General features: G+C 72.6%; 13 protein-coding genes and 2 tRNA genes. 4 read left to right on the forward strand and 11 right to left on the reverse strand.

The window, feature by feature from the left end; all coding sequences use genetic code 11:
• The first annotated feature begins 158 nt into the window (after nucleotides 1–158).
• Complete coding sequence (locus ACFZB3_RS30050) at nucleotides 159–1,409, forward strand: hypothetical protein (RefSeq protein ID WP_391380722.1); 1,251 nt, start codon at nucleotides 159–161, stop codon at nucleotides 1,407–1,409.
• A gap of 28 nt (nucleotides 1,410–1,437) precedes the next feature.
• Nucleotides 1,438–2,655: a TIR domain-containing protein gene (locus ACFZB3_RS30055; RefSeq protein ID WP_391380725.1), complete on the forward strand. Its 1,218-nt coding sequence runs from the start codon at nucleotides 1,438–1,440 to the stop codon at nucleotides 2,653–2,655.
• 57 nt (nucleotides 2,656–2,712) lie between these two features.
• Here the strand turns inward: ACFZB3_RS30055 and fxsT are convergent, their stop codons facing one another.
• The 6 genes from fxsT to ACFZB3_RS30085 form a co-directional block, all read right to left on the reverse strand.
• On the reverse strand, nucleotides 2,713–6,708 hold the full coding sequence (gene fxsT / locus ACFZB3_RS30060; protein ID WP_391380727.1) for an FxSxx-COOH system tetratricopeptide repeat protein: 3,996 nt from the start codon (nucleotides 6,706–6,708) through the stop codon (nucleotides 2,713–2,715).
• Nucleotides 6,705–7,880, reverse strand: coding sequence for an FxsC protein (fsxC, locus tag ACFZB3_RS30065; protein WP_391380730.1), 1,176 nt, complete (start codon nucleotides 7,878–7,880; stop codon nucleotides 6,705–6,707). The genes fxsT and fsxC overlap by 4 nt, the downstream gene beginning before the upstream one ends.
• 279 nt (nucleotides 7,881–8,159) lie before the next feature.
• Complete coding sequence (locus ACFZB3_RS30070) at nucleotides 8,160–9,572, reverse strand: aKG-HExxH-type peptide beta-hydroxylase (protein WP_391380732.1); 1,413 nt, start codon at nucleotides 9,570–9,572, stop codon at nucleotides 8,160–8,162.
• Complete coding sequence (locus ACFZB3_RS30075) at nucleotides 9,569–10,705, reverse strand: FxsB family cyclophane-forming radical SAM/SPASM peptide maturase (protein ID WP_391380735.1); 1,137 nt, start codon at nucleotides 10,703–10,705, stop codon at nucleotides 9,569–9,571. The genes ACFZB3_RS30070 and ACFZB3_RS30075 overlap by 4 nt, the downstream gene beginning before the upstream one ends.
• A 938-nt stretch (nucleotides 10,706–11,643) precedes the next feature.
• Nucleotides 11,644–11,719 (reverse strand) — tRNA-Arg (locus ACFZB3_RS30080).
• Nucleotides 11,720–11,952: 233 nt separating this feature from the next.
• A tRNA-Ser gene (locus tag ACFZB3_RS30085) sits at nucleotides 11,953–12,043 on the reverse strand.
• A gap of 169 nt (nucleotides 12,044–12,212) precedes the next feature.
• On the opposite strand from ACFZB3_RS30085, the gene ACFZB3_RS30090 reads away from it, so the two are divergent.
• Entirely contained in the window at nucleotides 12,213–12,644 is a 432-nt protein-coding gene (locus ACFZB3_RS30090) for an SSI family serine proteinase inhibitor (RefSeq protein WP_391380737.1), read from the forward strand.
• 302 nt (nucleotides 12,645–12,946) lie between these two features.
• Nucleotides 12,947–17,092: a PAS domain-containing protein gene (locus tag ACFZB3_RS30095; RefSeq protein ID WP_391380739.1), complete on the forward strand. Its 4,146-nt coding sequence runs from the start codon at nucleotides 12,947–12,949 to the stop codon at nucleotides 17,090–17,092.
• 127 nt (nucleotides 17,093–17,219) lie between these two features.
• On the opposite strand, the gene ACFZB3_RS30100 is transcribed toward ACFZB3_RS30095, so the two are convergent.
• From ACFZB3_RS30100 to ACFZB3_RS30120, 5 genes are all read right to left on the reverse strand, one after another.
• Nucleotides 17,220–18,863 (reverse strand): long-chain-fatty-acid--CoA ligase, encoded by a 1,644-nt coding sequence (locus tag ACFZB3_RS30100; RefSeq protein ID WP_391381438.1) that lies wholly within the window; start codon nucleotides 18,861–18,863, stop codon nucleotides 17,220–17,222.
• A gap of 172 nt (nucleotides 18,864–19,035) precedes the next feature.
• Entirely contained in the window at nucleotides 19,036–19,611 is a 576-nt protein-coding gene (locus ACFZB3_RS30105; RefSeq protein ID WP_391380741.1) for a SigE family RNA polymerase sigma factor, read from the reverse strand.
• A gap of 204 nt (nucleotides 19,612–19,815) precedes the next feature.
• Nucleotides 19,816–20,982, reverse strand: coding sequence for a lipid-transfer protein (locus ACFZB3_RS30110; RefSeq protein ID WP_391380743.1), 1,167 nt, complete (start codon nucleotides 20,980–20,982; stop codon nucleotides 19,816–19,818).
• Nucleotides 20,979–21,428, reverse strand: a complete 450-nt coding sequence (locus ACFZB3_RS30115) for a MaoC family dehydratase (protein ID WP_391380745.1) — start codon at nucleotides 21,426–21,428, stop codon at nucleotides 20,979–20,981. The genes ACFZB3_RS30110 and ACFZB3_RS30115 overlap by 4 nt, the downstream gene beginning before the upstream one ends.
• Complete coding sequence (locus tag ACFZB3_RS30120) at nucleotides 21,418–22,449, reverse strand: acyl-CoA dehydrogenase family protein (protein WP_391380747.1); 1,032 nt, start codon at nucleotides 22,447–22,449, stop codon at nucleotides 21,418–21,420. The genes ACFZB3_RS30115 and ACFZB3_RS30120 overlap by 11 nt, the downstream gene beginning before the upstream one ends.

Consider the following 22,449-nt stretch of genomic DNA (forward strand, 5'->3'; position numbering starts at 1 on the left):
GAACGGCCGATGGTGCTCGCCGAACGGCCGACAGCTCCGGCGGAACGGCCGATGGTGCTCGCCGAACGGCCGACAGCTCCGGCGGAACGGCCGATGGTGCTCGCCGAACGGCCGACAGCTCCGGCGGAACGGCCGATGGGGCCGTCCTGCTGGGTACGTTGCCGGCCCCGGCGGCCTCACTCGCGCTGCTCGCCGACGCGGGACTGGTCGTGGCCGCCGACGGTGGGGACCGGTTGCTGCGCCTGGACTGGCCGGCGGGCGGTCCGGTCACGGCGGTGCCGATGCCGTTCCGGGTGGCGGAGGTACATCCGGCGACGGGCGGGCTGCTGCTGGTGTCGGGGCACGGCGGCGAGGTGGAGATCCGTGCCGAGGACGGCCGGACCCACCTGCTCACCCCGGGCCCCGTCCCCTCCCCGCCCGACGGGGCGGGACCCGGCTGGCTCCGGGACAGCGTCGGGGTGGTGCTGCCGGAACGCGACGCCATGCTGCCGGCCGGCATCCGACGCTGGGGCATCGGGCACGTCTGTCTGCCCGCCTCCCTGGCACCGGACTCGGAGGAGTTCACCACGTTGCTGGCACAGGCCCGCGACCAGGGGCTGCGCGTGCTGGTGGAACTGGCGCCGCCCGGCGCGGACCCCGCGCAGGGCGAACTGCTCGGCCGGGCCCACGGCCTGCTGGAGGAGACGGTCGACGGACTCCGGCTCGGCGACACGAGCCGGTGGCCGGCGTCCCTGGTCACCCGGCTGCGCCATCTGCTGGACGCCTACCCGCAGGCGGCGGTCGTCACGACGGGCACCCCCCACACCGCTCTCGGCACCGGCCACCTCGCCCTGACCACACCGCCGGAGCCCGCGACCGCCCCGAGCGCGCCGCACGGCAGCTGGTCGCTCCCGGACGGGCTCCCCCGTCCGCGGGCCTGCCTGCTGCTGGCCCTGCCGGGCTGCCACGAAGTCCCCGCCGCGGTCCTGGCACCGGCAGGCCGGACGGCCGCGGCGCTCCGCCCCCTGCTCGCGGCGCGCGCCGCGCAGCTGGCCCTGCGCCACGGCGGAGTGGAGTGGCTGCCCACCGGCTCCGCGCGGGTGACCGCCGTGCACCGGAGCCACGCGGGGCAGGCCGTCCTCTGCCTGACCAGCACGGCCGAAGCGCCGGTCACCGCCCAGGTCCCCCTGCCGGAGGCGACCGCAGGGACCGAGCTGATCGAGATCGCCCACGACCTCCCGGACCTCCCGGATCTCCCGGGCCTCCCGGACCTCCCGCCCGCCGCGCCGCCGCGGGTCCTGCGGCCGGCTCCCGACGGCCTGGTCGCCGTCGAGCTCGACGCGGGCCGCACCCGCTGGTTCCGGATCCGCACGCCCGCACACCCACCAACGGACGGGGCCACGGACCCCTACACCCCACCCGCTCGCTGACCCGTCGCGGTCCCGCACGAGGAGTCCCATGCCCGGTCCCCATGTCTTCCTCAGCCGCAGCGAACCCCCGGGCTGTCCCTGCAACTGCTGGCCGGCCCGCCGCGCCATGGAGGAACTGCTGTACCAGGAGGGCTGCGAGCCGATCATCGTGGACCGGGAGTCCCTGGTGCCGGGACAGGATTGGATGGAGGCCATCTCCGACGGCATGGGCCGTGCCCACGGCATGCTCCTGATCGTGTCGAGCCATGCCCTGAAATCCGAGCACGTGCAGAACGAGCTGGCCATGGCGGAACTGCGCAACCGGCACGACGGTTTCCCGGTGATCCTGCTGATGCTGCCGGAGGTGACCCTGGAGGCGCTGGAGAAGAGCGGGCTGGGGTCGCTCAGCCCGAACAGACGGCAGACGGTGCAGTGGCAGGGGAAGGACGACATCGACTCCGTACGACGCGACATCCGGCCGCAACTCGATCTGATGCGCGCCGACCTGATCGGGGCGAAGGTGCACCACCGGGTGGTCCACCATTTGCGGGAGGTGGACGCGCAGAGCCTGAGCCGGGCCGGCGCGACGCTGGGGGTGCCGGTCGAGACGCTGTCCCCCCTGATGCGCCACCGGCTCGCCTCGGGTCTCCTGGCCGAACGGCCGAGCGAGCCCGAGACCGACCCGCTGCGGGTGGCCCTCACCGAACTGCTGCCCCTGTCCGGCCCGGACGCCTCGCGGGAACTCATCCAGCTGAGCGTGACCCATGCCCGGGTGCCCGCGGCCGAGGCGGACCGGATGCGCGGGGTGCTCGACACCGGTTCCCCGAGGGTCGCGGTGCTGCCCGCGCTCTCCACGGACACGGCACGCCGCTACATCCACCGGGCGAGCGAGCAGCCGCTGCCCTGGGACCACTTCGTCGTCGCGCTCACGGCGGGCGCAGGCGTCCTGGGCGATCTGGTGCAGCGCATCGGAGAGGAACTGCTGGAGGAGTTCGACATCCACGACGAGGAGACGCTGCGCGAGCACGAGCACGACTTCGGGCCGGTGGTCGTGATCGTCCCGCATCCCCCGGACGCCGACCTGGTCAGGGCACTCGACACGGCCTACCCGGTGGGGCTGCTGTTCCTGTTCGTGGTGGACGGGGAACTGCTCGGCGCCACCGGGGCGCACACCCGGCTGGAGGGCCTGCCCGCCTGGCGGGAGGAGGAGATGAACCGCACGGTGCGACGGTTCGTGCGCCGGTACGGGACGACTCTGCGCAACTGACCCGGTGTGCCGTGACCGCCCCGGCACAGTCCCGGGACGGTCACGCGCTCGGCCGGCTCAGATCGGCGGCATCTCCAGGTCGAAGTCGATCCGCTTCCGCTCGCTCATCACGCGGACCACGGGATGGCCCGGCCCGAACTCGCGCTCGGCGGCCAGCGCGGCCCCGCGGACGCCCGGGAGGGTGTCGTCGTCACCCATCAGACTGCGGACCAGGGCGACGTTGTACTCCGCGCAGAGCACCCGCGGGTGGTGGTCGCGGTAGAGCTCGCGATAGGCCTCGCGGGCTTCCTCGTCCTGGGCCAGCGCCTCGTCGTACTGTCCCAGCGCGGAGAGCACACCGGCCCGGTTGGAGCGGCAGGCGACGGTGGCCGGATGGCCGGTGCCCAGCCGCTCCACGAGCAGCGGGAGCGTCTCGTCGGCGAGTTCCATCGCGCGCTCGGTCTCGCCGCGGTTCCTGAGGATGGCCACCAGGTTGGTCGCCGCCGACAGGGTGAACGGGTGGTCGGCGCCGAGGCGCTCGCGGTAGCGCTCGAAGTTCTGCTTCCCGAGGTCCACCGCCTCCGATCCGCGGACCGGATCCAGCAGCGACAGGGCGAGCAGGTCACAGGCGAGATTGGCCGTGCACGACATGGTGTCGGGGTGCGCCTCGCCATAGCGCTGCCGGTACACGTTCAGAGTCGAGCGGGTCAGTGCCTCGGCCTCGTCGTAGTGCCCGAGACGGCGCTGGGTCACGGCGAGGGACGCGTCCGTGCGGAGCACGTCGTTGGACTTCTCGTCCTTCTGGAGGCCGACGAACCGCTTGCGGATCTCCATGAGCAGATCGAGGGAACCCTGGTAGTCGCCCGTCTCCCGGCGGTCCAGGGCCGCTCCGTTGGCCACGATCCAGGTGACCCGGTTCTGCAGCCCCAGGGACTGGCGGCACCTCTGGTATGTCTCCGCGGCCCGCTCCAGGGCCTCACCCGGACGGCCCGCGAGGTTGAGGGAGACACCGAGGCTGTTCGCCGCCCGGAGGGTCTCCTCGTTGTCCGGGCCGAAGTGCGGGCTGTTCCGGTAGAGCTCGAAGGTCCGCTGGTCCTCGTCGTGCGCTTCCTGGTAACGGCCCAGACCGCGCAGGTCGGCGGCGTAGTTGCGGGCGGTGATCAGGCTGTAGCCGTCGTCGGGGCCGAGCTGCTCGCGCTGCCGCCGCAGGGTGTCGGCGTCCACGTCGTGGGCCTCCTGGTAGCGGCCCAGGGAACGCAGCGGGTTGGCCACCTGGGCGGCCAGCCGCAGCCGGAGGTGGTGGTCCGCGCCGAGGGACTCCGTCCAGGTGTTGAGTGCCTTCTGCCCCAGCGCGGCGGCGGCCCGGTAGTCGCCGATCCGCGACTGGTTGCGGACCTGGCGGATGACCCACTCGCACACCCGCGCATCGGTGTTGGAGATCGCTTCGGAGGGCTCCAGGTGGGGCAGCAGCTCCGCGAACCGCTGCCGGACCGGGACGCTGTCCTCCTGGAGGGAGGCCGAGGGCAGCGCTCCCGCCAGCACGAGCTGTGCCTGGCGCCGCGTCTGCTTCGCGCGCTCGGGGTCCTCGCCCAGCCATTCGCGCACCGCGGCCTGCACCAGCCGGTGGACCTGGATGGAGCTGTTCTGCTGGTCCACCGTGGCCAGCGCGTACCGCCCGAGGTCGCGGATCAGGTACCCCATCACCATGGGGTCGAGCACGGATTCGTCGCCGGTCTCCTCGGCGAGCCGGTTGCGCATGGCGTCGCTGTAGAGGAGGGACTGCGCGATCGGCTCCGGAGAGAAGAACGCGCAGAGTTCGAGGAGCCGGACCGCCGCGGGCCGCTCGTTGCCGAGCCGGTCGACGGTCAGCCGCCAGACCGGCAGAAGGGACTCCCGCTGGCTGTCGCCGGTGCCCGCGGTGCCGCTCAGCACCGTGCTGACCCGGCTGTTGACCTGTTCGAGGTAGGTGTCCAGGGGCATGGCCGTCTGCTGCAGCCAGGCCGCCGCGAGCTCCATGGCCATGGGGAAGTCGCCGAGCGTCTCGGCGATCCGGTCGGCGTCGCGCGCGGAGAGTCCGTCCACCCTGCGGCGCAGCAGGGCGATGCTCTCGGACCTGTTGAAGGCGTCGACCTCCACGGAGACCTGGTTCTCCTCGTGGGGCGATCGCCGGGCGGTGAGAATGACGTGTCCCGGCCCCTCGGCGGGAAGGTACCGTTCCACTGTCGTGTCTCCCTCGTCCCTGTCCTGGGTCTCTCCGTTCGCGTCCTGATTTTCGGTGATGTTGTCGAAAACCAGCAACCAACGACCGTAATCGCCATTCTTAAGCGCCGTCACGGTTGCCTGCGCGCGTTCGTCGACCGTGTCGCCGGGAATTCCCAGCTCAAGCCCGAGATCCGCGAGGAGCTGGGGGATCCGGTTGGGCTGTTCGGCCTCAACCCAATGCACGAGGTCGTACTGGGAACCGTACCTGTGGACGTACTCCTGCGCGATCTGGGTCTTTCCGATTCCTCCCAGGCCGTAAAGGAAAACCCTGCCCACCGGGGTGTCCGAACGCAGCGATTCCGAATTCAGTTCGGACCGCAACCGGTCCAGTTGTACGTCGCGGCCGGTGAAGGCGTTGTTGCGGCGCGGGACGTTGAAAATCCGGGGGGCCAGACCCGGATAGGTGAGGTCCCCGCTGACGGCGGGGATCCGCGCCTCAAGTTCGAGCAGGCCGAAGAACCTGTTGAGCACCTGCGCGGCGGACTGGTCCACCAGCGTGAATCCCGGCAGCCCGCGCAGCACCGGCTCCGGCTGGTGCTCCCGCGTGCGCAGCCCGATGATCCTGGGCCCTTCGGGTGCCGCCGCCAGGGCACGCACCTCGTCGGCGACCGGTGTGGTGGCGAAGTCCGGCGAGAGCAGCGCGACGACCACGTCGGCTCCCTCCGGCGGAGCGCTGGACAACGGCACGGACGGGCTGCTGCCGCGCAGCGCCACGGAGATCCCCGCGGCCTGCAGCTGGGCCGCGATCCAATCAGCCCAGGCGCCGTCGCGCAGCGCGTAGTCCACGCGCACCCGGGGCACGAGGCGGCCGCCGGGCACCGGTACCCGCTGGAAGCGGGCGAGCAGCTGCCTGCGCACCGGCTCCTCGACCGGCCGCAGGGCCGTCACCTGCCCGTCCGTGATCACCGAGGTGAGGCGTTCGTAGGCGCCCAGCAGGGAGGCGGGCTGGCGAGGCGTGTCCGCGACGGTGGCCAGCACCTCCTCGTAGGCGAAGAACGGCTTGTAGGGGATCTCCACCGCGCCCCAGTAGCCGTCCGGGTCGGCGGCCCGCGGCGTGTCCTTCAGGAACTCCTGGAAGCGCTGGCGGGCATGGCCCCGGCTGATCACGAGCTTCTCCTGCTCGGCGTCCTCCACCCGCATGGGCACGGGGAGGATCCTGACGTGCGGCACCGAGCGCCGTACGTCCCCGGCCACGCTGGCGCTGCCGTCCACGGACTGGGTGTTCAGCGTGAAGCAGTCGACCAGCACGTCCGGCATGACCATCGTGGTGATGCCGGAGGTGTCGCTCCAGCCCGTCCGGCTGTCGATCAGGGCGTAGTCGTAGTTGCGCCGCATGTCCTCGCGCAGGGCGTGCAGGAAGGCCGCGCCGCCCCGGCGGTCGTAGAACCCCTTCCAGTCGTACGTGTTGATCGTCTCGGAGTATTCGGGGGTCTTCCGTCCCGGGGAGACGAAGTCGACATAGCCGCCGCTGTCGAAGCTCCACGCCAAAGTGGAGGCGAAGCGCTCCACCCGGGCGTACTGACTGTAGTCGCCGTCCGCCGGCCTCGGCCTGGCCAGGTCGAATCCGCGGATCAGATCGATGAGGCCGGGGGTGGAGTCGAGCTCCGGGTCGCCGAGGAAGGGAGCGAAGTAGCGGTGCAGACCCGGCGCCTCCAGGTCCCAGTCCATGGCCAGCACGCGTTTCCCCTGGCTGGCCAAGATCCAGGCCACGTTCGCCAGGGCCATGGTGCGGCCGGTTCCACCCTTGAACGAGTAGAACGTGACGATCGTGCCGGACTCGCGGGTGCCGGCGTCACCCGAGTCGAACGTCATGAGGAATACCTTCCGAGCAGGGGAAACGTGTGCAGACCTTCGGCCGGCGTCGCCGGGGAGCGAACGACCTCCACCGACTTGAGCGCCTCGTTCTGGAGGCGGATCAGGACCTTGCGCAGCGAGGAGGTGAAACTCTCCGCGTCCGGCAGCCCCCAGCGGTCGTACTCGCTGTGCTGCCCGCGCATCAGGGGAAGCGTGTGGTCCAGGAGTTCATCGAGGGTGACCGTCTGCTCCACCGACTCGGTGTCGTCACGGGACCTGGGTTCGAGCGCGGTGGTCGCGTCGGGACTTCGTTCGTCCACGGCTGTCAGCAGCCGGCGTTTCTCCCGCCGCAGGGCCACCCACGCGTCCACCAGGAGCACGACGAGTTGCTCGGGGTCCTGCTCGCGCGTGATCCGGGCGACGGTCTCCTCGTCCAGCGGCAGCACGGTCGCGGTGAAGTCCAGGGCGGTGGCCGTGTTCTTCACCAGCGAGACCAGGGCCTCGTGTTCCCCCGGAGCGTAAGGGGACCAGTGCAGGGCCGTCTTTCCGTAGTACTGGCTGGACTGCCGCTCCTCGGGCAGGTCGTCCTCGGCCGTGGACGCCACCACGAAACTGACCGTCTGGCCGCCGCTGGGAGTGGGGGCGCCGAGCGGGGAATGGCTGCCGCTCGCGTCGAATCCGTGTACCTCGGGCAGTTGTTCCGCGGCCGCGACGATGCGGTCGGCGGTGGCCCTCAGCACCTCCTCGTAGTCGGACCGGTAGCGCGCCTTCAGCCGCAGCAGGTGCAGCAGTCCGTCGCGCCGGTAGGCGGCCGACCGCACGTTCAGCGGCGCGGCGGGGACGACGGCGTCCAGCGTGTGCGCCGGGTCGGGCTCCCACATGACGGGGACGATCGCCTCGACACTGCGGCCGGTCCTGGACCACAGCATGTTCAGCCGCCGCTGGAAGTAGGACAACTCGGCCCGGCAGTAGGACTGGCTGAAGTAGCGTGGCGAGTGCAGCACGACAAGGACGGTGGACCGGCCCAGCAGATCCACCGACACCTCGGGCGAGTGCGGTTTCCCGCGCACCCCCACGACCTCCGGGGAACGCCCCGTGCGCTCGGCGACGACCCGGCAGAGGTCGTGAAAAAACGACGCGACCCACTCCTCGTCGACGGTGCGAACGTGACTCAGGTAGAAGTGGCTCACGGTGACTCCAGTTGCTTGGCACGGCCCCAGGGCGCGGGCAGCCTCGGGCTGCGCCGGACAGAGGCCGGGAGCGTGCCGCCACCCTCCCCGACTTCAGCCACACCAAATCGGCTCGATATTCGAATACAGAAGAAACAAAGACAAAGGGTATTTGCGCACAATAGGCGGCATACGACGTCTCGTTGCAGGACCGACGCTGCGCAACCCGTTCCGCCCACGCCCCCTCCTCCCCTTGGTCGACCCCCCGTCCCCGCACTCCGCGACAACGGAACCGCCTGCTTACCGCACCGCCAGTCGCCCCGAGGGCGGTGGCCGGACCTCCGCCGCCCCCGAAGGAGGGATGTCTTCCACTTCTTCATGGGCCACCCGGACAGATGGCGGTCTTTCGACGCCCGACCCCACAGACGGGTGAATCACGCCCGGCGGCCGCACCCGGAATCCGTGCAGCTCCGCCTCGTCCGTCATGCACTCCACGAAATAGGCGCCCCAGGACGTCAGAGCGGCCCTGTTGCGCCGTAGCACCCGCAGCGCCATGACCACCTGCCGGCCGTACCGGCGCAGCCGGGCCTCGGCCGCACGGGCCGGTACGCCGTCGGACTCGTGGTAGACACGCGACCAGAACTCCAGCAGGCCGAGGTGGGCGTGCGTCCCGGTGAGCGCGGCGGCCAGGGGCCGGGGATCGGGGCGCCAGCCCACCCGGTGGCGGGTCCGGTCCTGGGGATCGGTCAGATCGACCAGGTCGGTCAGGGCCGCCAGGGCTATGTGGCTCGTTTCGTGGAGCACGGTCTCGGCCAGCCGCACCGGATCCCGCTCGGGCGCGACCGCCACCGCCCCGTACGCCTCACGGGTCGACGAGCTGCGCCCCCGCCCCAGGGGCCCGGGCTGCAGCGGGACCAGCGCCGACCACAGGGCGGCGCAGTCGGCGGCCCGCTCGGGCATCAGGTCGTTCAGCAGTCGCCACGCCTGCTCCAGCGCCGTGCGCCAGGCCGCGAGCTGTGTTGGGGTCTGCCGGGGCTGGACCGGAAATCCGTGCACGTCCCGATAGGGATCGATGTCCTCCACCACCACCGACAGGCGGGGCGCCGGAGCCGCGGACGGAATCACCACACGGTGGGGCGCGAACCGGCGCACCGCGCCGGCACGATACCCGCGGTCCGGTCCGTTCTCGCGGAGGTCCACCTCCCGGTCCGGGAGGTCCAGGGTCCAGCCGTCCAGCCGGACGGTTGCGGTGCCCTCCGGCAGCCGGACCGCGCCCAGCGTGGGCAACCAGAGCAGCCCGTCGGGGACCGGAAGAGCCAGTCTCGGCCGCAGGCCGCCGCGTAACGCGGCGGCGTGCCCGAACGTCCCCAGCCGGGCCAGGTCGGCGGCGAGGTCGTGGTCCGGGCCCGTGCCGTGGACGGCGCGCAGACACCGCCCGAGCCAGACCCCGGCATGCGGGTGCAGCAGCACCTTCTCGAAGGCCCGCGGATTCGCCTCGTACGCCTGGAGGCACAGTTCCCAGCCCGCGGCGGCGCTGTGCGCCCAGAGGTCCGGCACCCGCCGCCGGGCGGAGTCGGCCAGGCCCGTCAGCAGGAGCAGGCGTTGGCTGGTCTGTGCCCTGTGGAGTACGGCCAGCGCCGAGGGGACCGGTCGGCAACGGGCCAGGGCGCCGAAGTCCTCGGCCGTCATGCGTAACGCCATGGGCTCGGTCACGAGGCCCTCCCGAACAGCTCTCGGACGTCGGCCACCACGCGGTCGTGGATGTGTGTGGTGAGCCGGCGGAGATCCGCGCAGTAGACGCTCGGATTGTCGAAGTCGTCAGGGGCGCGGAAGCGGTGGGCCCGCAGGCCGCCGCCGCACAGCCGGACCACCGGGCACTCGACGCAGTCCGCGGCGAGCGGGGCCGGTCCCTCGCCACGGGCCGCCACCACGCTCGGATGACGGGCCACCGTGTCGAAGTCGTGTTCGATGAGATTCAGTCCGGTCGCCGCGGCGCCGTCGTAGGCGGCTTTGAGATTGTCGGGGAGCTCGACCGACAGATCGCTCTCCACCACGATGAAATCGGAGACCGGGGGCACCACGGGAGCGGGCACCACGGGAGCCGAGGGCAGCGCGCCGCGGAGGGACAGTTCCATGATGTCCTCGAAGCGGCGGATCCGCGTCTCCCGGACCGGTGCGGTGTACCAGCGCTCGAAAACGGCCAGGAGCCAGTCGGCGTAAGGCGTCGCCGCGGTGTCGTGGCCGGGCGGCGGATGCTCCCAGGTGCTGTGCGGCAGGAGGAAGTCGATCATCGGAGGCTCGTGGGAGAGCAGCTCCTCGTACACCGCCACGGGATCGTTGGCCGTGTCCACCGTGCAGAGCAGACCGCTGTACAGCGCTCTGTTCTCCGGTCGCCTCAACAGTTCCAGCCCTTTCAGAACGGCGGTGTAGCTACTCCGGCCGTTCCTGGAAAGCCGATGACGATCGTTCGCCGTGCGGTCGCCGTCGAGGCTGACCCCCACAGACACTCCGTACTGGCGGAACAGATCCAGCCACTCAGGATCCAGGAGTGTCCCGTTGCACTGTAGTGAGATATCACAATCGGACAGGCCCTGCAGGGCGGACCTCAAGACCGAGACAAGGTGTTCGATCCGCCGTCTCCCGGCGAGCAGGGGCTCGCCACCGTGCAGCACGACGCGAACCGCCGGCAGGGCATGGTCCCGGGCGTGCTCCGCTATCCGCTCGGCGAGCCGGTCGGCCGACTCCTCCGCGATGACAACGGGTTTGTCCCGCCAGGTGGTGTCCTGCAGTTCGTACACGTAGCAGTGATCACAGGCCAGGTTGCACCGCTGGGCGACCTTGACCACCCATTCACGAAAAGGCCGTACCTTCCGCATGCGCCACCTCCCGAGACCCGGCACCCCTCCGTGTCGGGCGCGACTCGGTGTCCGGCGGCAGCGCTGAATCGAACGAGGACGCACCGCCGTTCGGGTCCCCGTGGCCGTACACGACCCGGCGCACGATCTGGCCGAGTGGGCCGGCGGGCAGGGCGCCGAGATCCTGCTCCGACCGCCCGGCCAGGTCCGGCATCCCCAGATCCACGTCGATCGCTGGCTTCTCCACGACCCCCCCGTGCTCACTTGTACCGCCGCACCCGGCAGTTTCCTCGGACACGACGGTGTGGATGCGGTCGTTGTGGGCGTGCGTTAGTGCGCAACTCGCCTCGGCGCATGGTGAGTCGCGGACGGATTCAGTTGGTTCTTCCCTCAGGGAAGCACACTGATCGCCCTGCGGCCAGGCACCCGTAACCGCGCTGCACGGCCAGCGGCAGGATCTCGCCATGATGCCCACCCGGCCTCCTCACAACACGGTGACGGCACCCCTACGACTCCAAGTCCCCATGAGTCTTTCCCTCTTCACGGCGCGGTGACCCATATGACGGCGACCACACCTCGGCCGCACGTTCGACCCGTCACGATGGCCGTCTTCCGCACCACCCCTGCCGACCACTCCGGCAACCGCGTCCGCACCTCCGCGACCGCGTCCCACGGTGGCCCCCGGCCGTGACAGGCACCGGACAACTACGGCCACAGCACACCGATCCGCCGACGCGGCCCGAGGCGAGACTGACGGAAAAGCTCCGGCAGCCCCCCTGCCATCGGGCCGGCCACCCCACCTGCAGGTTCGCCCCCGGCACCCGGCAAGCCGCCCGAAGCGACGACCGCTCACGGGGGCCACTGACGGGGGGCCGACGGCCGACAATCCGAAACGCAAGAGGCCCCGGATCTCTCCGGGGCCTCTCAGCTGGTGCACTCGGCAGGATTCGAACCTGCAACCTTCTGATCCGTAGTCAGATGCTCTATCCGTTAAGCTACGAGTGCTTGCTTTTTTGGTTTTTTGTCTTCGCTCCCGGCCCTTTCGGCCCGCTCGCGGCGACAGGAAGAACATTACATGACTGCCGCCGCCATGTGAAATCCATTAGCCGCACCCCTTGTGAGCTGCGGAAACGCCGAATCGGGCGGGTTCCGGCCGACGGGCGTGGGGCGTGGCGTCGGGGCCGTGAACGCGAAACAGGGAGCCCAGACCGAAACGGTTGGACTCCCTGAGTCAGGTGCGGAGGCGGAGGGATTTGAACCCTCGATGGGCTTTAAGGCCCAAACCGCATTAGCAGTGCGGCGCCATAGACCGGACTAGGCGACGCCTCCAGCACAGCCGCCCGCGTGAGCGCGAGTGGTGCGTGCAGATGATGACACAGTCCTGCGTGCTGTCACCAATCGGCTCCCACGGTACTAGGCAGCCGGGCCGCAGGGCAAAGCCCTTCCCCCCGGTGGGGGCGCCGCGCAACGTCCGGGCGGGCCGCGCGTTGGGCAGGGTATGTCGCACTTCGCCGTGCGGGGCGCCCTCGGGGCCGCCGCCGCCGTCCTCGGGGCCGTCCCCGCCGTGCCCGCCTCCGCCGCAGTCGCGGCCGACCACCTCAGCATCACCGTGCGGCACGCCGGGGACGGGCGGGACGGGACGTACGAGCTGTCCTGTCATCCCGGGGCCGGCAGTCACCCGGACGTGGGCGGCGCCTGCCGGGTGCTGGACCGGAACACCCGGTGGGGCCGGGACACCTTCGCCCCGGTCGCCCCGGGCACCGCCTGCACCATGCTCTACGGCGGCCCGGCCACCGCCCGTGTCACCGGGACCTGGGCCGGCCGCCCGGTCGACGCGGCCTACGACCGCAGCAACGGCTGCGAGATCGGGCGCTGGGACCGGATGGTGCCGCTGCTGCCCGGTCTCGGCACCTCGGACGAGCTCGGGTGACGGACGGACACATCGGCACTGCGGCTCCTGCCCCCCCCTGATCCCCTGATTCCCTGATCCCCCAGGGCGGGCACAGGCGATTCACGGGCGCGGCCCCGCTTCCGTAAAAGTCTCGCGAAGGTATGGCGGAGGTGAGGCGTGTCGGTCACATGTTCGCCGTCACTTCGTCGTGCGACCTCCCTCTCATCCGGCGTCGCGAGCGCAACCGGTGCCCTTAGACTCCCTCGCGTGACACGCCGCGGGCCGGTTGGCAAGATGGCCCGAGCGGTCGGCAAGGTGCGGTAACAGGGAGGAAGCGTCTCGTGAGCAGCAGGCCATCCCGAGGCGCTGCTCGCCTCGCAGCCATACTGGACGCGCTGCCGGATGCGTTGGTACTGGTCAACGCCAACGGCACCGTCGTCAACGCGAACACCATCGCCCTGGAGGCCTTCGAGGCCCCGGGCACCGCGCTGGTGGGGCGCGGGCTGCTCGACCTGCTTCCGCAGTTCGACTCGCGGCTGATCCCGGGATCCATGCGGCGGCCCGATCACATGGACCCGCGGGGGCGGACCAAGCCGACCCGGATGATCGCGCGGCGCACCGACGGGACCGAGTTCCCGGTCGAGGTCACCAGCGCCAACCTGGAGAACGGTCAGCAGGCGTACGACGGTTACGGCTACAGCGGCGACGAGCTGCTGATGCTCGTCGTCCGCGACCTGACCGGCACCGTCGACACCGAGGCCGAGCTGGCCCGCTCGCAGCGCCAGACCGAGATGATCCTGCGGGCGGCGAGCGAGGGTGTCGTGGGGACGGACACCGACGGGCGGATCGTCCTCGTGAACCCGGCCGCCGCCCAGATACTGGGGTACCGGGCCGGAGAGCTCGGCGGCAAGGAACTGCACAACCTCGTACTGCACTCGCGCACCGACGGCTCCCCCTTCCCGTACGCCGAGTCGCCGCTCGCCGACACCCTGCGCTCCGGGCGCAAGCACCGGGTGCGCGGGCAGGTGCTGTGGGCCAAGGGCGACAAGAAGGTGCCGGTCGACCTGACGACCGCGCCGGTGCGCGACGGCGACCAGCTGGTCGGCGCCGTGATGACGTTCACCGACCGGCGGCCGTACGACACCGTCGTCGACGAGAAGACGGCCCAGGAGAAGGCGCACGCCGACGAGCTGGAGCGGCTCTCCGAGGAGCACGCCTCCGACCTGACCGCACTGCGCCAGAAGCACGTCACCGAGGTCGAGGAGCTGCTTGAACGGCACGCCGAGGAGCTGGCGGCCGGCGAGGACCGGTACGCGGCCCTCGGCGAGCGCGAGAAGGACCGGTACGAGGCTCTCCACGGCCGCCACGAGCAGTTGCTGACGCTGCTCGCGCAGTCGCTGCGCGGCCCCCTCGACGAGCTGCGCCGGGAGCTCGCGACACTCGCCGCCGATGACGCCGGGCAGCTGTGGCCCGAGGCCAACCAGGTGCTGCACCATCTCTCGGCCGGTTACTCGCGGATCACCCAGCTCATCGACAACGTGCTCGGCTACCAGCGGCTGGACGCGGGGTCGGAGGACATCAACCGCACGAAGGTCATGCTCGACGCCGTCGTCGCCGCCGGTGTCGACGGGGCGGTGGAGCTGATCGGGCCCGGACGGGTGCAGTTCGCCGTGCACGCGCCGCCCATCGAGGCCGAGGTGGACCCGCAGCGGCTCGCCGTCGCGCTCGCGCATCTCATCGCGGACGTGGCAGGAGTCGACGCGACCGGGAACGCGCCCGTCTCCGCGGGCGGCTACATGGACAACACCGTCGTGGTCGCGGCGGCGCAGCGCGGCGAGGTCGTCCGCATCGAGGTGCGCGGGCCGTACGCCGGGGGAGACCCGGTGCACGAGCCGATCGTGCGCGGGATCGTGCGGGCCCACGGCGGGGTGCTGCAGACCCACGAGGTGCCGGGCATGAGCGGCAGCGCGTTCGTGCTGGAGGTGCCGATCGGGGGCGGCGCCGGCGCGGTGCCCCCGCCGCCCGGTACCGAGATCGCCCTCGTCCCGGCCGCCGACGAGACCGGTGCCGGTGGGCGGCGGCGGGCCCGGCGGTCCTCCGTGGACGCCTTCCTGGAGAGCGACGTTCCCGGCGAGGCGGGCGGCGAGGGCGAGGCACCGGCCGCGCCGACCGGGCGGCGGCGCCGACGCGCCGCCGAGGCGGCCGGCCCGGAGAGCGGGCCCGCCGCGATCGAGAGCGCGGAGCCGGCGTCCGGCGGTACCGGACGGCGGCGCGGGCGCCCGGCCGACGGTGGCGACCCCGGGGTCGCCGAGGGCGCCGTGGTGACGGCGGCCGAGCAGGGTGCCGGGGCGGCCGCCTCGGGTACGGGACTGGGCGGCACCGTTCCGCCGCAGGGCGTGCCGGTGCCGGTTCCGGCGTCGGGGCGGCGCGCGCGGCGCGAGCCCGACGAGCGGCAGGCGCTGCCGCCCGCGCTGCCCTCGGCGCCGTCCGGACCGGCAGCCGAGCAGGCGTCCGACGAGAGCCAGTCCGGAAGCCGGCGGCGGCGTGCGCTGGCCGCCGCGGCCGAGCGGGCGGAGCAGCAGCAGGCCGGGCCCCGCCCGGTCTTCGCGCTGCCGCCCGCCGAGGCCGACCGCGCCCCCGAGCCGGTCCACGCCATGGGCGCGGCGGGCGACGAGGGCCGGCACGACGCCGTGGCGCACGACCAGGCCGAGGACCACACCCCGCCGCAGCCGCACCCCACCAACGCGCCGACCGGCCGCCGGCGGCGGGCGGTCGGCCAGCCGCCGGCCGAGACCACCCCGGCAAGTGCGGCGGTAGCGGCGGTGCCCGCGCAGGCGGCCGCTCCCGGACAACCGCCGGTGCAGCCTCAGGGTGTCTCCGCCCAGGCCGGGCAGCCGCAGAGCATCCCGGCGCAGGCCGGGCCGACGGCGGCCCAGGTCGCCGCGCCGGCCGGTGTCCCTGTCGCCCCGGCGGGTCAGGGCCTGCCCGGTCCTGCGGTCCCGCAGGCGCTGCCGGGCGCGGCCGTACCGGCGCAGGCGTCGCCGCAGAGCCAGCCGCAACCGCAGGCGCCGGGTGCTGCTCCGGTGGCCCCCGGGCAGCCCGGCCCGGCCGCGGACGCCGTCCCGGTTCCCGCCCAGCCGCTGCCGCTCCCTCTTCCGCTTCCGGCGGAGGCCGCGCCGGCGGTGCCCGTACCGCAGCAGTGGCCGGGCGCCGACGAGGCTCCCGCCGCCGCCCAACCGGCGCGTGCCGCCCAGCCGTTGCCCGCCGAGGCGGCTGCGGCGACGCCGGCACCGGTCGACCCGGACTCGACGCAGGGCCGGGCGTTCAGTGTGCGCACGCTGGGCCAGGGGGTGCCGTTCTCGCGGCAGGCCGCGCAGGTGCAGCAGCCGACGCCGACCCCGCCCCCGCACCAGCCGGGCGGCAACGGCCGGCGCCGCAAGCTGGGCACCCGCCCCGACCCGGGTGCCGCCGCCGAGCAGCCGGGGGCCGAACAGTCCGCGCCGGCCGCGCAGGCATCGCAGGCCGGCCGTCCGCATCCGCCGGCCGAGCAGCCGGTCCCCGCCCAGCAGGTGCCCGCCCAGCCGCTGCCGCAGCCGTCGCTGGCCGGTCAGTCCCGGCTGGTGGGGGCCACCGAGGGCGGTGGACGGTCGTACGCGATAGGCGCACCGGACGTGAACGCCGCCGAGGGCCCGGAGCCGCTGGACGGTCCGGGCGGGGCGGTCGAGGTCGCGGACCCGCCGCGCCCGCAGCCGATGGACGACGAGCTGCCCCCGGAGCCGCTGGACAACCCGCGCCGGCTGCTGGTGTGGCCGGCGCCGGACGTCACCACCCAGCAGGAGCTGAGCGACCGCGGCTACCGGCCGGTGATCGTGAACTCCCGTGAGGAGGTCGACGCGCAGATCGCCGCGTTCCCGGCGGCGCTGTTCGTGGACCCGCTGACCGGGCCGATCACCCGGACCGCGCTGCAGTCGCTGCGGCAGGCGGCGGTGGCGGCCGAGGTGCCGGTGATGGTCACGGCCGGTCTCGGACAGGCGACGCGCGAGGCGGCGTACGGCGCCGATCCCGCCGTGCTGCTCAAGGCGCTCGCGCCCCGGGACAGCGAGCAGCATCCGCCGCGGGTGCTGCTGATCGAGGAGCACGCGGAGATCGCCCTCGCCCTGACCTCGACGCTGGAGCGGCGCGGGATGCAGGTGGCACGGGCGGCGAGCGACGCGGACGCGGTGACGCTGGCCGGGCAGCTGCGGCCGAACCTGGTGGTGATGGACCTCATGCAGGTGCATCGCCGGCAGGCCGGGATCATCGACTGGCTGCGGGCGAACGGGCAGCTGAACCGGACGCCGCTGGTCGTCTACACGGCGGCGGTGGACCAGGCGGACCTGCCCCGGCTGGCGTCCGGGGAGACGGTGCTGTTCCTGGCGGAGCGGTCGACGAGTGCCGAGGTGCAGAGCCGGATCGTGGACTTGCTGGCGCGGATCGGGACGAACTGACCGAGCGCCGTCGGGGAACTGCCGACCTTCGGCCGCGGGTTGTCCGTGGCTGGTCGCGCCCGCGGGGCGGCAGCCGCAAATCGACTGCCGCCCCGCGCCCCTTTCAGGGGCGCTCACACCACGGCGTTCACAGGCTGGTGACGTCCAGGTCGCCCTCGGCGTAGCGCCTCCTGAGCACCTTCTTGTCGAACTTGCCCACGCTCGTCTTCGGCACCGACTCGATCACCGTCCAGCGCTCGGGGAGCTGCCACTTGGCGATCTTGCCCTCCTCGGCGAGGAAGACGCGCAGGGCCTCGAAGGTGGCCGTGGAGCCCTCCCGCAGGACGACCGTGGCCAGCGGGCGCTCGCCCCACTTCTCGTCGGGCACGGCCACCACCGCGGCCTCGGCGACGTCCGGGTGGGACATCAGCGCGTTCTCCAGTTCCACCGAGGAGATCCACTCGCCGCCGGACTTGATGACGTCCTTCGCCCGGTCGGTGAGGGTGAGGAAGCCGTCGGCGGAGATGGTGCCGACGTCACCGGTCTTCAGCCAGCCGTCCTCGCTGAACTTGTCCTCGGGACGCAGGGGTTCGGCGTCGGGGCCGTTGTAGTAGGCGCCCGCGATCCAGGGGCCGCGCACCTCCAGTTCGCCCGCCGACTCGCCGTCCCAGGGGAGGCGTTCGCCGCCGGGGCCGCTGAGCCGGGCCTCGACGGACGCGGGGAAGCGGCCCTGCGTGAGGCGGTACGCGAACTCCTCCGCCGTGCCGACCGCGTGGGCCGGCGGGCGGGCGATGGTGCCGAGCGGGGAGGTCTCGGTCATGCCCCAGGCGTGGCAGACCCGCATGCCCAGCCTGTCGAAGGCGGTCATGAGGGAGGGCGGGCAGGCGGCGCCGCCGATGGTGACCTGGGTGAGGGAGGAGACGTCCCGGGGGCGGGCAGTGAGCTCGCCGAGCAGGCCCTGCCAGATGGTGGGGACCGCGGCGGCGTGCGTGGGGCGCTCGCGCTCGATCATCTCGGCGAGCGGGCCGGGCTGGAGGAAGCGGTCCGGCATCAGCAGGTTGACGCCGGTCATGAAGGTGGCGTGCGGCAGGCCCCAGGCGTTGACGTGGAACTGCGGCACGACGACCAGGGAGATGTCCTGGTCGGTCAGGCCCATCGACTGGGCCATGTTGACCTGCATGGAGTGCAGGTAGATCGAACGGTGGCTGTACACCACGCCCTTGGGGTCGCCGGTGGTGCCGGAGGTGTAGCACATGGCGGCGGCCCGGCGCTCGTCCAGCTCCGGCCAGTCGTATGTCGTCGGCTTGCCGGCGATGAGCTCCTCGTACTCGTGGACGGCCGCGGTGGCGCCTGCGAGGAGGGAGCGGTCGCCCGGACCGGAGACCACGATGTGCTCGACGGTCGGCAGCCTGGACAGCAGGGGCGCGATCATCGGGATCAGCGAGCCGTTGACGAGGACGACCTTGTCCGCAGCGTGGTTGACGATCCAGACCAACTGCTCGGCGGGCAGCCGGAGGTTGAGGGTGTGCAGGACCGCGCCCATGGAGGGGATCGCGAAGTACGCCTCGGTGTGCTCCGCGTTGTTCCACATCAGGGTGGCCACACGGTCGTCGCCCCGGACCCCGAGGTCGTCCCGCAGGGCGTGCGCCAACTGGGCGGCGCGGTCACCGATCTCGGCGAAGCTGCGGCGGTGCGGCTCGCCCTCGCCGGTCCAGGTGATCACCTGTGATCCGCCGTGAACCCTCGACCCGTGGGTCAGGATCCTCGAGATCAGCAGCGGTACGTCCTGCATGGTGCTCAGCACGGCGTCCTCCCGGGGGCGACATTGCCAACTCGGTGGTGAAGGGGCTGCGCTGATTCTGCTCACATACCGGGCGGTATGTCACTAGGAGAAAGCCAACAAAGCCTGTTCGGACGCTTCGAACACCCCGGACGTCCCGCCGGACGCCCCACCGGTCAGGCCGCTATCGGGCGACGTCCAGCTCGGGGTCCTCGCGCAGCTTGCCGAGCGCACGCGACACGGCCGACTTCACCGTGCCCACCGAGACCCCGAGCACCTCGGCCGTCTGCACCTCGCTCAGGTCCTCGTAGTACCGCAGCACCACCATCGCCCGCTGCCGCGCCGGGAGTTTCATGATCGCCCGCCACATCGCGTCGTGCAGCGCCTGCCGTTCGGCCGGGTCGTCCTCGCCGGGCACCGGCTCGGGCTCGGGCATCTCGTCGCAGACGAACTCGTCGACCCGGCGCTTGCGCCACTGCGAGGTCCGCGTGTTGAGCAGCGCCCGGCGCACATAGCCGTCGAGGGCCCGGTGGTCCTCGATCCGCTCCCAGGCCACGTACGTCTTCGCGAGCGCGGTCTGGAGCAGGTCCTCGGCGTCGCTCGGGTTCGCGGTCAGCGACCGGGCGGTGCGCAGCAGCACGGGCTGGCGGGCCCTGACGTACGACGCGAACGACGGGTAGGAGGGGCGGGCGTACGGGCGGGTCTGCCGCGCCGAGACAGCGGCGGCGTCCGAAGCGCTGGTGCAGACGGGTGTGGTCATGGCTCCACGCTATGAGCGAGCGACGTCACCGCGGATCGGCCGCAGGTCCCGAAGCAGAGTCCCCCTCAGGTTGTAGGGGTGGTGCTGCCTCCACCTCCTGAAGGTGGAGTACGGGTGCGGAACTCCTGCGGGTTTACCCCTGAGGGAGGAGTACGGCAGGGACCGCGGCCGCACCGGCACGAGGCGGCCGGACCGGCGGCGGCCTCAGCCGTCCGAGGTCAGGACCAGCCCGGACGTCGGTACGCCGGTGCCGGCCGTCACCAGGACCCGGCCCGCCCCCGGTATCGGGTTCGCGGCCGTGCCGCGCAGCTGGCGCACCCCCTCCGCCACCCCGTTCATCCCGTGCAGGTACGCCTCCCCGAGCTGGCCCCCGTGCGTGTTCAGCGGCAGCCGCGCCTCGGCCACGAAGTCCGCCGCCTCCCCCCGCCCGCAGAACCCGAACTCCTCCAGCTGCATCAGCACGAACGGGGTGAAGTGGTCGTACAGGATGCCCACGTCGATGTCGGCCGGGGCGAGTCCGCTGGTGCGCCACAGCTGGCGGGCCACCACGCCCATCTCCGGCAGCCCAGCGAGGTCGTCCCGGTAGAAGCTGGTCATCTGCTCCTGGGCCCGGCCGGCCCCCTGCGCGGCCGCCGCGATCACGGCCGGGGGATGCGGCAGGTCGCGCGCCCGCTCCACCGACGTGACGACGAGGGCCTGTCCGCCGTCGGTCTCCTGGCAGCAGTCCAGGAGACGGAGCGGCTCGACGATCCAGCGGGAGGCCGCGTGGTCCGCGAGGGTGATGGGGCGGCCGTGGAAGTAGGCGGCCGGGTTGGTCGCCGCGTATCTCCGGTCCGTCACCGCCACGTGCCCGAACGCCTCCGGGGTCAGCCCGTGGTCGTGCAGGTAGCGCTGCGCCGCCATCGCCACCCAGGACGCCGGGGTGAGCAGCCCGAACGGCAGCACCCAGCCGAGCGCCGCCCCCTCCGCCGACGGCTCCCGGTGCTGCACGCCCGAGCCGAAGCGGCGGCCCGATCTCTCGTTGAAGGCGCGGTAGCAGACCACTACCTCGGCGACCCCGGCGGCGATCGCCAGCGCCGCCTGCTGGACGGTCGCGCAGGCCGCGCCGCCGCCGTAGTGGACGCGGGAGAAGAAGGACAGCTCGCCGATCCCGCAGGCCTGCGCCACGGTGATCTCCGGGCTGGTGTCCATCGTGAACGTCACCATTCCGTCCACGTCCGCCGGGGACAGCCCCGCGTCGTCCAGCGCGGCCCGCACCGCCTCCACCGCCAGCCGCAGCTCGCTGCGCCCCGAGTCCTTGGAGAACTCGGTGGCCCCGATGCCGACGACCGCCGCCCGCCCGCCGAGCGAGTCCCGCCCCCGCACGCTCACGAGGCCCCCTCGTCGGTGAGGGTGACGGTCACCGTGGCCTCGGTGAAGGTGACGGTCACCGTGCCGGTCACGTGGTTGCCGATGCCGTTGGCGCCGACCACCCGGACCGTCGCCGTCCCCGTCACGTCGTCCAGCTCCTCGATCCGGCCGGTCAGCACCATCGTGTCCCCCGGGTAGTTGGGCGCGCCGAGGCGGATGGCGACCTTGCGGAGCACGGCCGTCGGGCCGAAGCAGTCGGTGATGTACCGGCCGACCAGGCCATTCGTCGTCAGGATGTTCATGAAGATGTCCGGGGAGCCCTTCCGCCGGGCCAGTTCGGCGTCGTGGTGCACGTCCTGGTAGTCCCGGGACGCGATCGCCCCCGCCACGATCAGCGTCCGCGTGATCGGGATCTCCAGCGGCGGCAGGGCGGCGCCCACGGCCGGCCATCTCGTCTCAGTCGCCATGCGCGATCAACTCCCCCAGTTCCTGGAGCACTTCGCCCCCGCTGCCCAGATACGCGTCCAGCTGCCGGCCCCACAGGAAGTGCCGGTGCACGGGATGGCCGACGTCGGCGCCCGCACCGCCGTGCAGGTGCTGGCCCGTGTGCACGACCCGCTGCCCGGCCTCGGACGCCCACCAGGCCGCGGTCAGCGCGTGCGTGGCGTACGGCAGTCCGGCGTCCCGCCGCCAGGCCGCCTCGTACGCCGTCACCCGTATCGCCTCGGTGTCCATGTGGGCGTCGGCGGCGCGGAGCTGGACGCCCTGCCGGGTGGCGAGCGGGCGCCCGAACTGCTCGCGGGTGTTGGTGTGGGCCACGGCCCGGGCGAGGGAGCCCGCGCAGACGCCCGCCTGGAGACCGGCGAAGGCGGTACGGGCGGTGGCCAGGACGTCGGAGCAGGCGTCCGCGCCGCCCAGGGTCTCGGCGGGGGCCTCGTCGAGCGTGAGCCGCCCCGCCGACCAGGGCGCGGTCAGCTCGACCTCCTCGGTGCCGGTGCCGGTGCCCTCGCCGAGCGGCACCAGCCACAGCCGCCGGCCGGCGTCCGCGACCAGGACATGGGTGGCGTCCCGCAGCCACGGGACGACGGGGACGGTGCCGCTCAGCCCGCCCCGCGCACCGGACCGTACCCCCTGCTGGGCGGGGAACGCCCCGGCCACCACCACCGACCCGTCCCCGATCCCCGGCAGCAGCCGCTCCCGCTGCTCGTCCGTGCCGTGCGCGGCGATCGCCAGCCGCCCGTACACACAGCTCGCCGCATAGGGCACCTGGGCCGTGGTGCGCCCCTGTTCCTCCAGGAGGAGGACGAGGCCCAGCAGGCCCAGCTCCTCGACCGCGGCCACCAGTCCCGCCCCGCACAGCGCCTTCCACAGCTCCGGGTCGCTGCCGGTGCCGGCCGCCCGCAGCCGCTCGTGGGTGGCGAGGTCGGCGAAGATCCCGGCGGCCAGGTCACGTGCCTCGGCCTGCGCCTCGGTGGGCGTGAAGTCCAT

It is taken from the genome of Streptomyces sp. NPDC008092, from assembly GCF_042957285.1.
Taxonomy (GTDB): Bacteria; Actinomycetota; Actinomycetes; order Streptomycetales; family Streptomycetaceae; genus Streptomyces.

Bases quoted from the DNA above. Each gene is read 5' to 3' on its own strand.
- ACFZB3_RS30105 (WP_391380741.1), bottom strand. From the start codon at position 19,611: ATGACCACACCCGTCTGCACCAGCGCTTCGGACGCCGCCGCTGTCTCG.
- ACFZB3_RS30120 (WP_391380747.1), bottom strand. From the start codon at position 22,449: ATGGACTTCACGCCCACCGAGGCGCAGGCCGAGGCACGTGACCTGGCC.
- ACFZB3_RS30100 (WP_391381438.1), bottom strand. From the start codon at position 18,863: ATGCAGGACGTACCGCTGCTGATCTCGAGGATCCTGACCCACGGGTCG.
- fxsT (WP_391380727.1), bottom strand. From the start codon at position 6,708: ATGACGTTCGACTCGGGTGACGCCGGCACCCGCGAGTCCGGCACGATC.
- ACFZB3_RS30115 (WP_391380745.1), bottom strand. From the start codon at position 21,428: ATGGCGACTGAGACGAGATGGCCGGCCGTGGGCGCCGCCCTGCCGCCG.
- ACFZB3_RS30090 (WP_391380737.1), top strand. From the start codon at position 12,213: ATGTCGCACTTCGCCGTGCGGGGCGCCCTCGGGGCCGCCGCCGCCGTC.
- ACFZB3_RS30055 (WP_391380725.1), top strand. From the start codon at position 1,438: ATGCCCGGTCCCCATGTCTTCCTCAGCCGCAGCGAACCCCCGGGCTGT.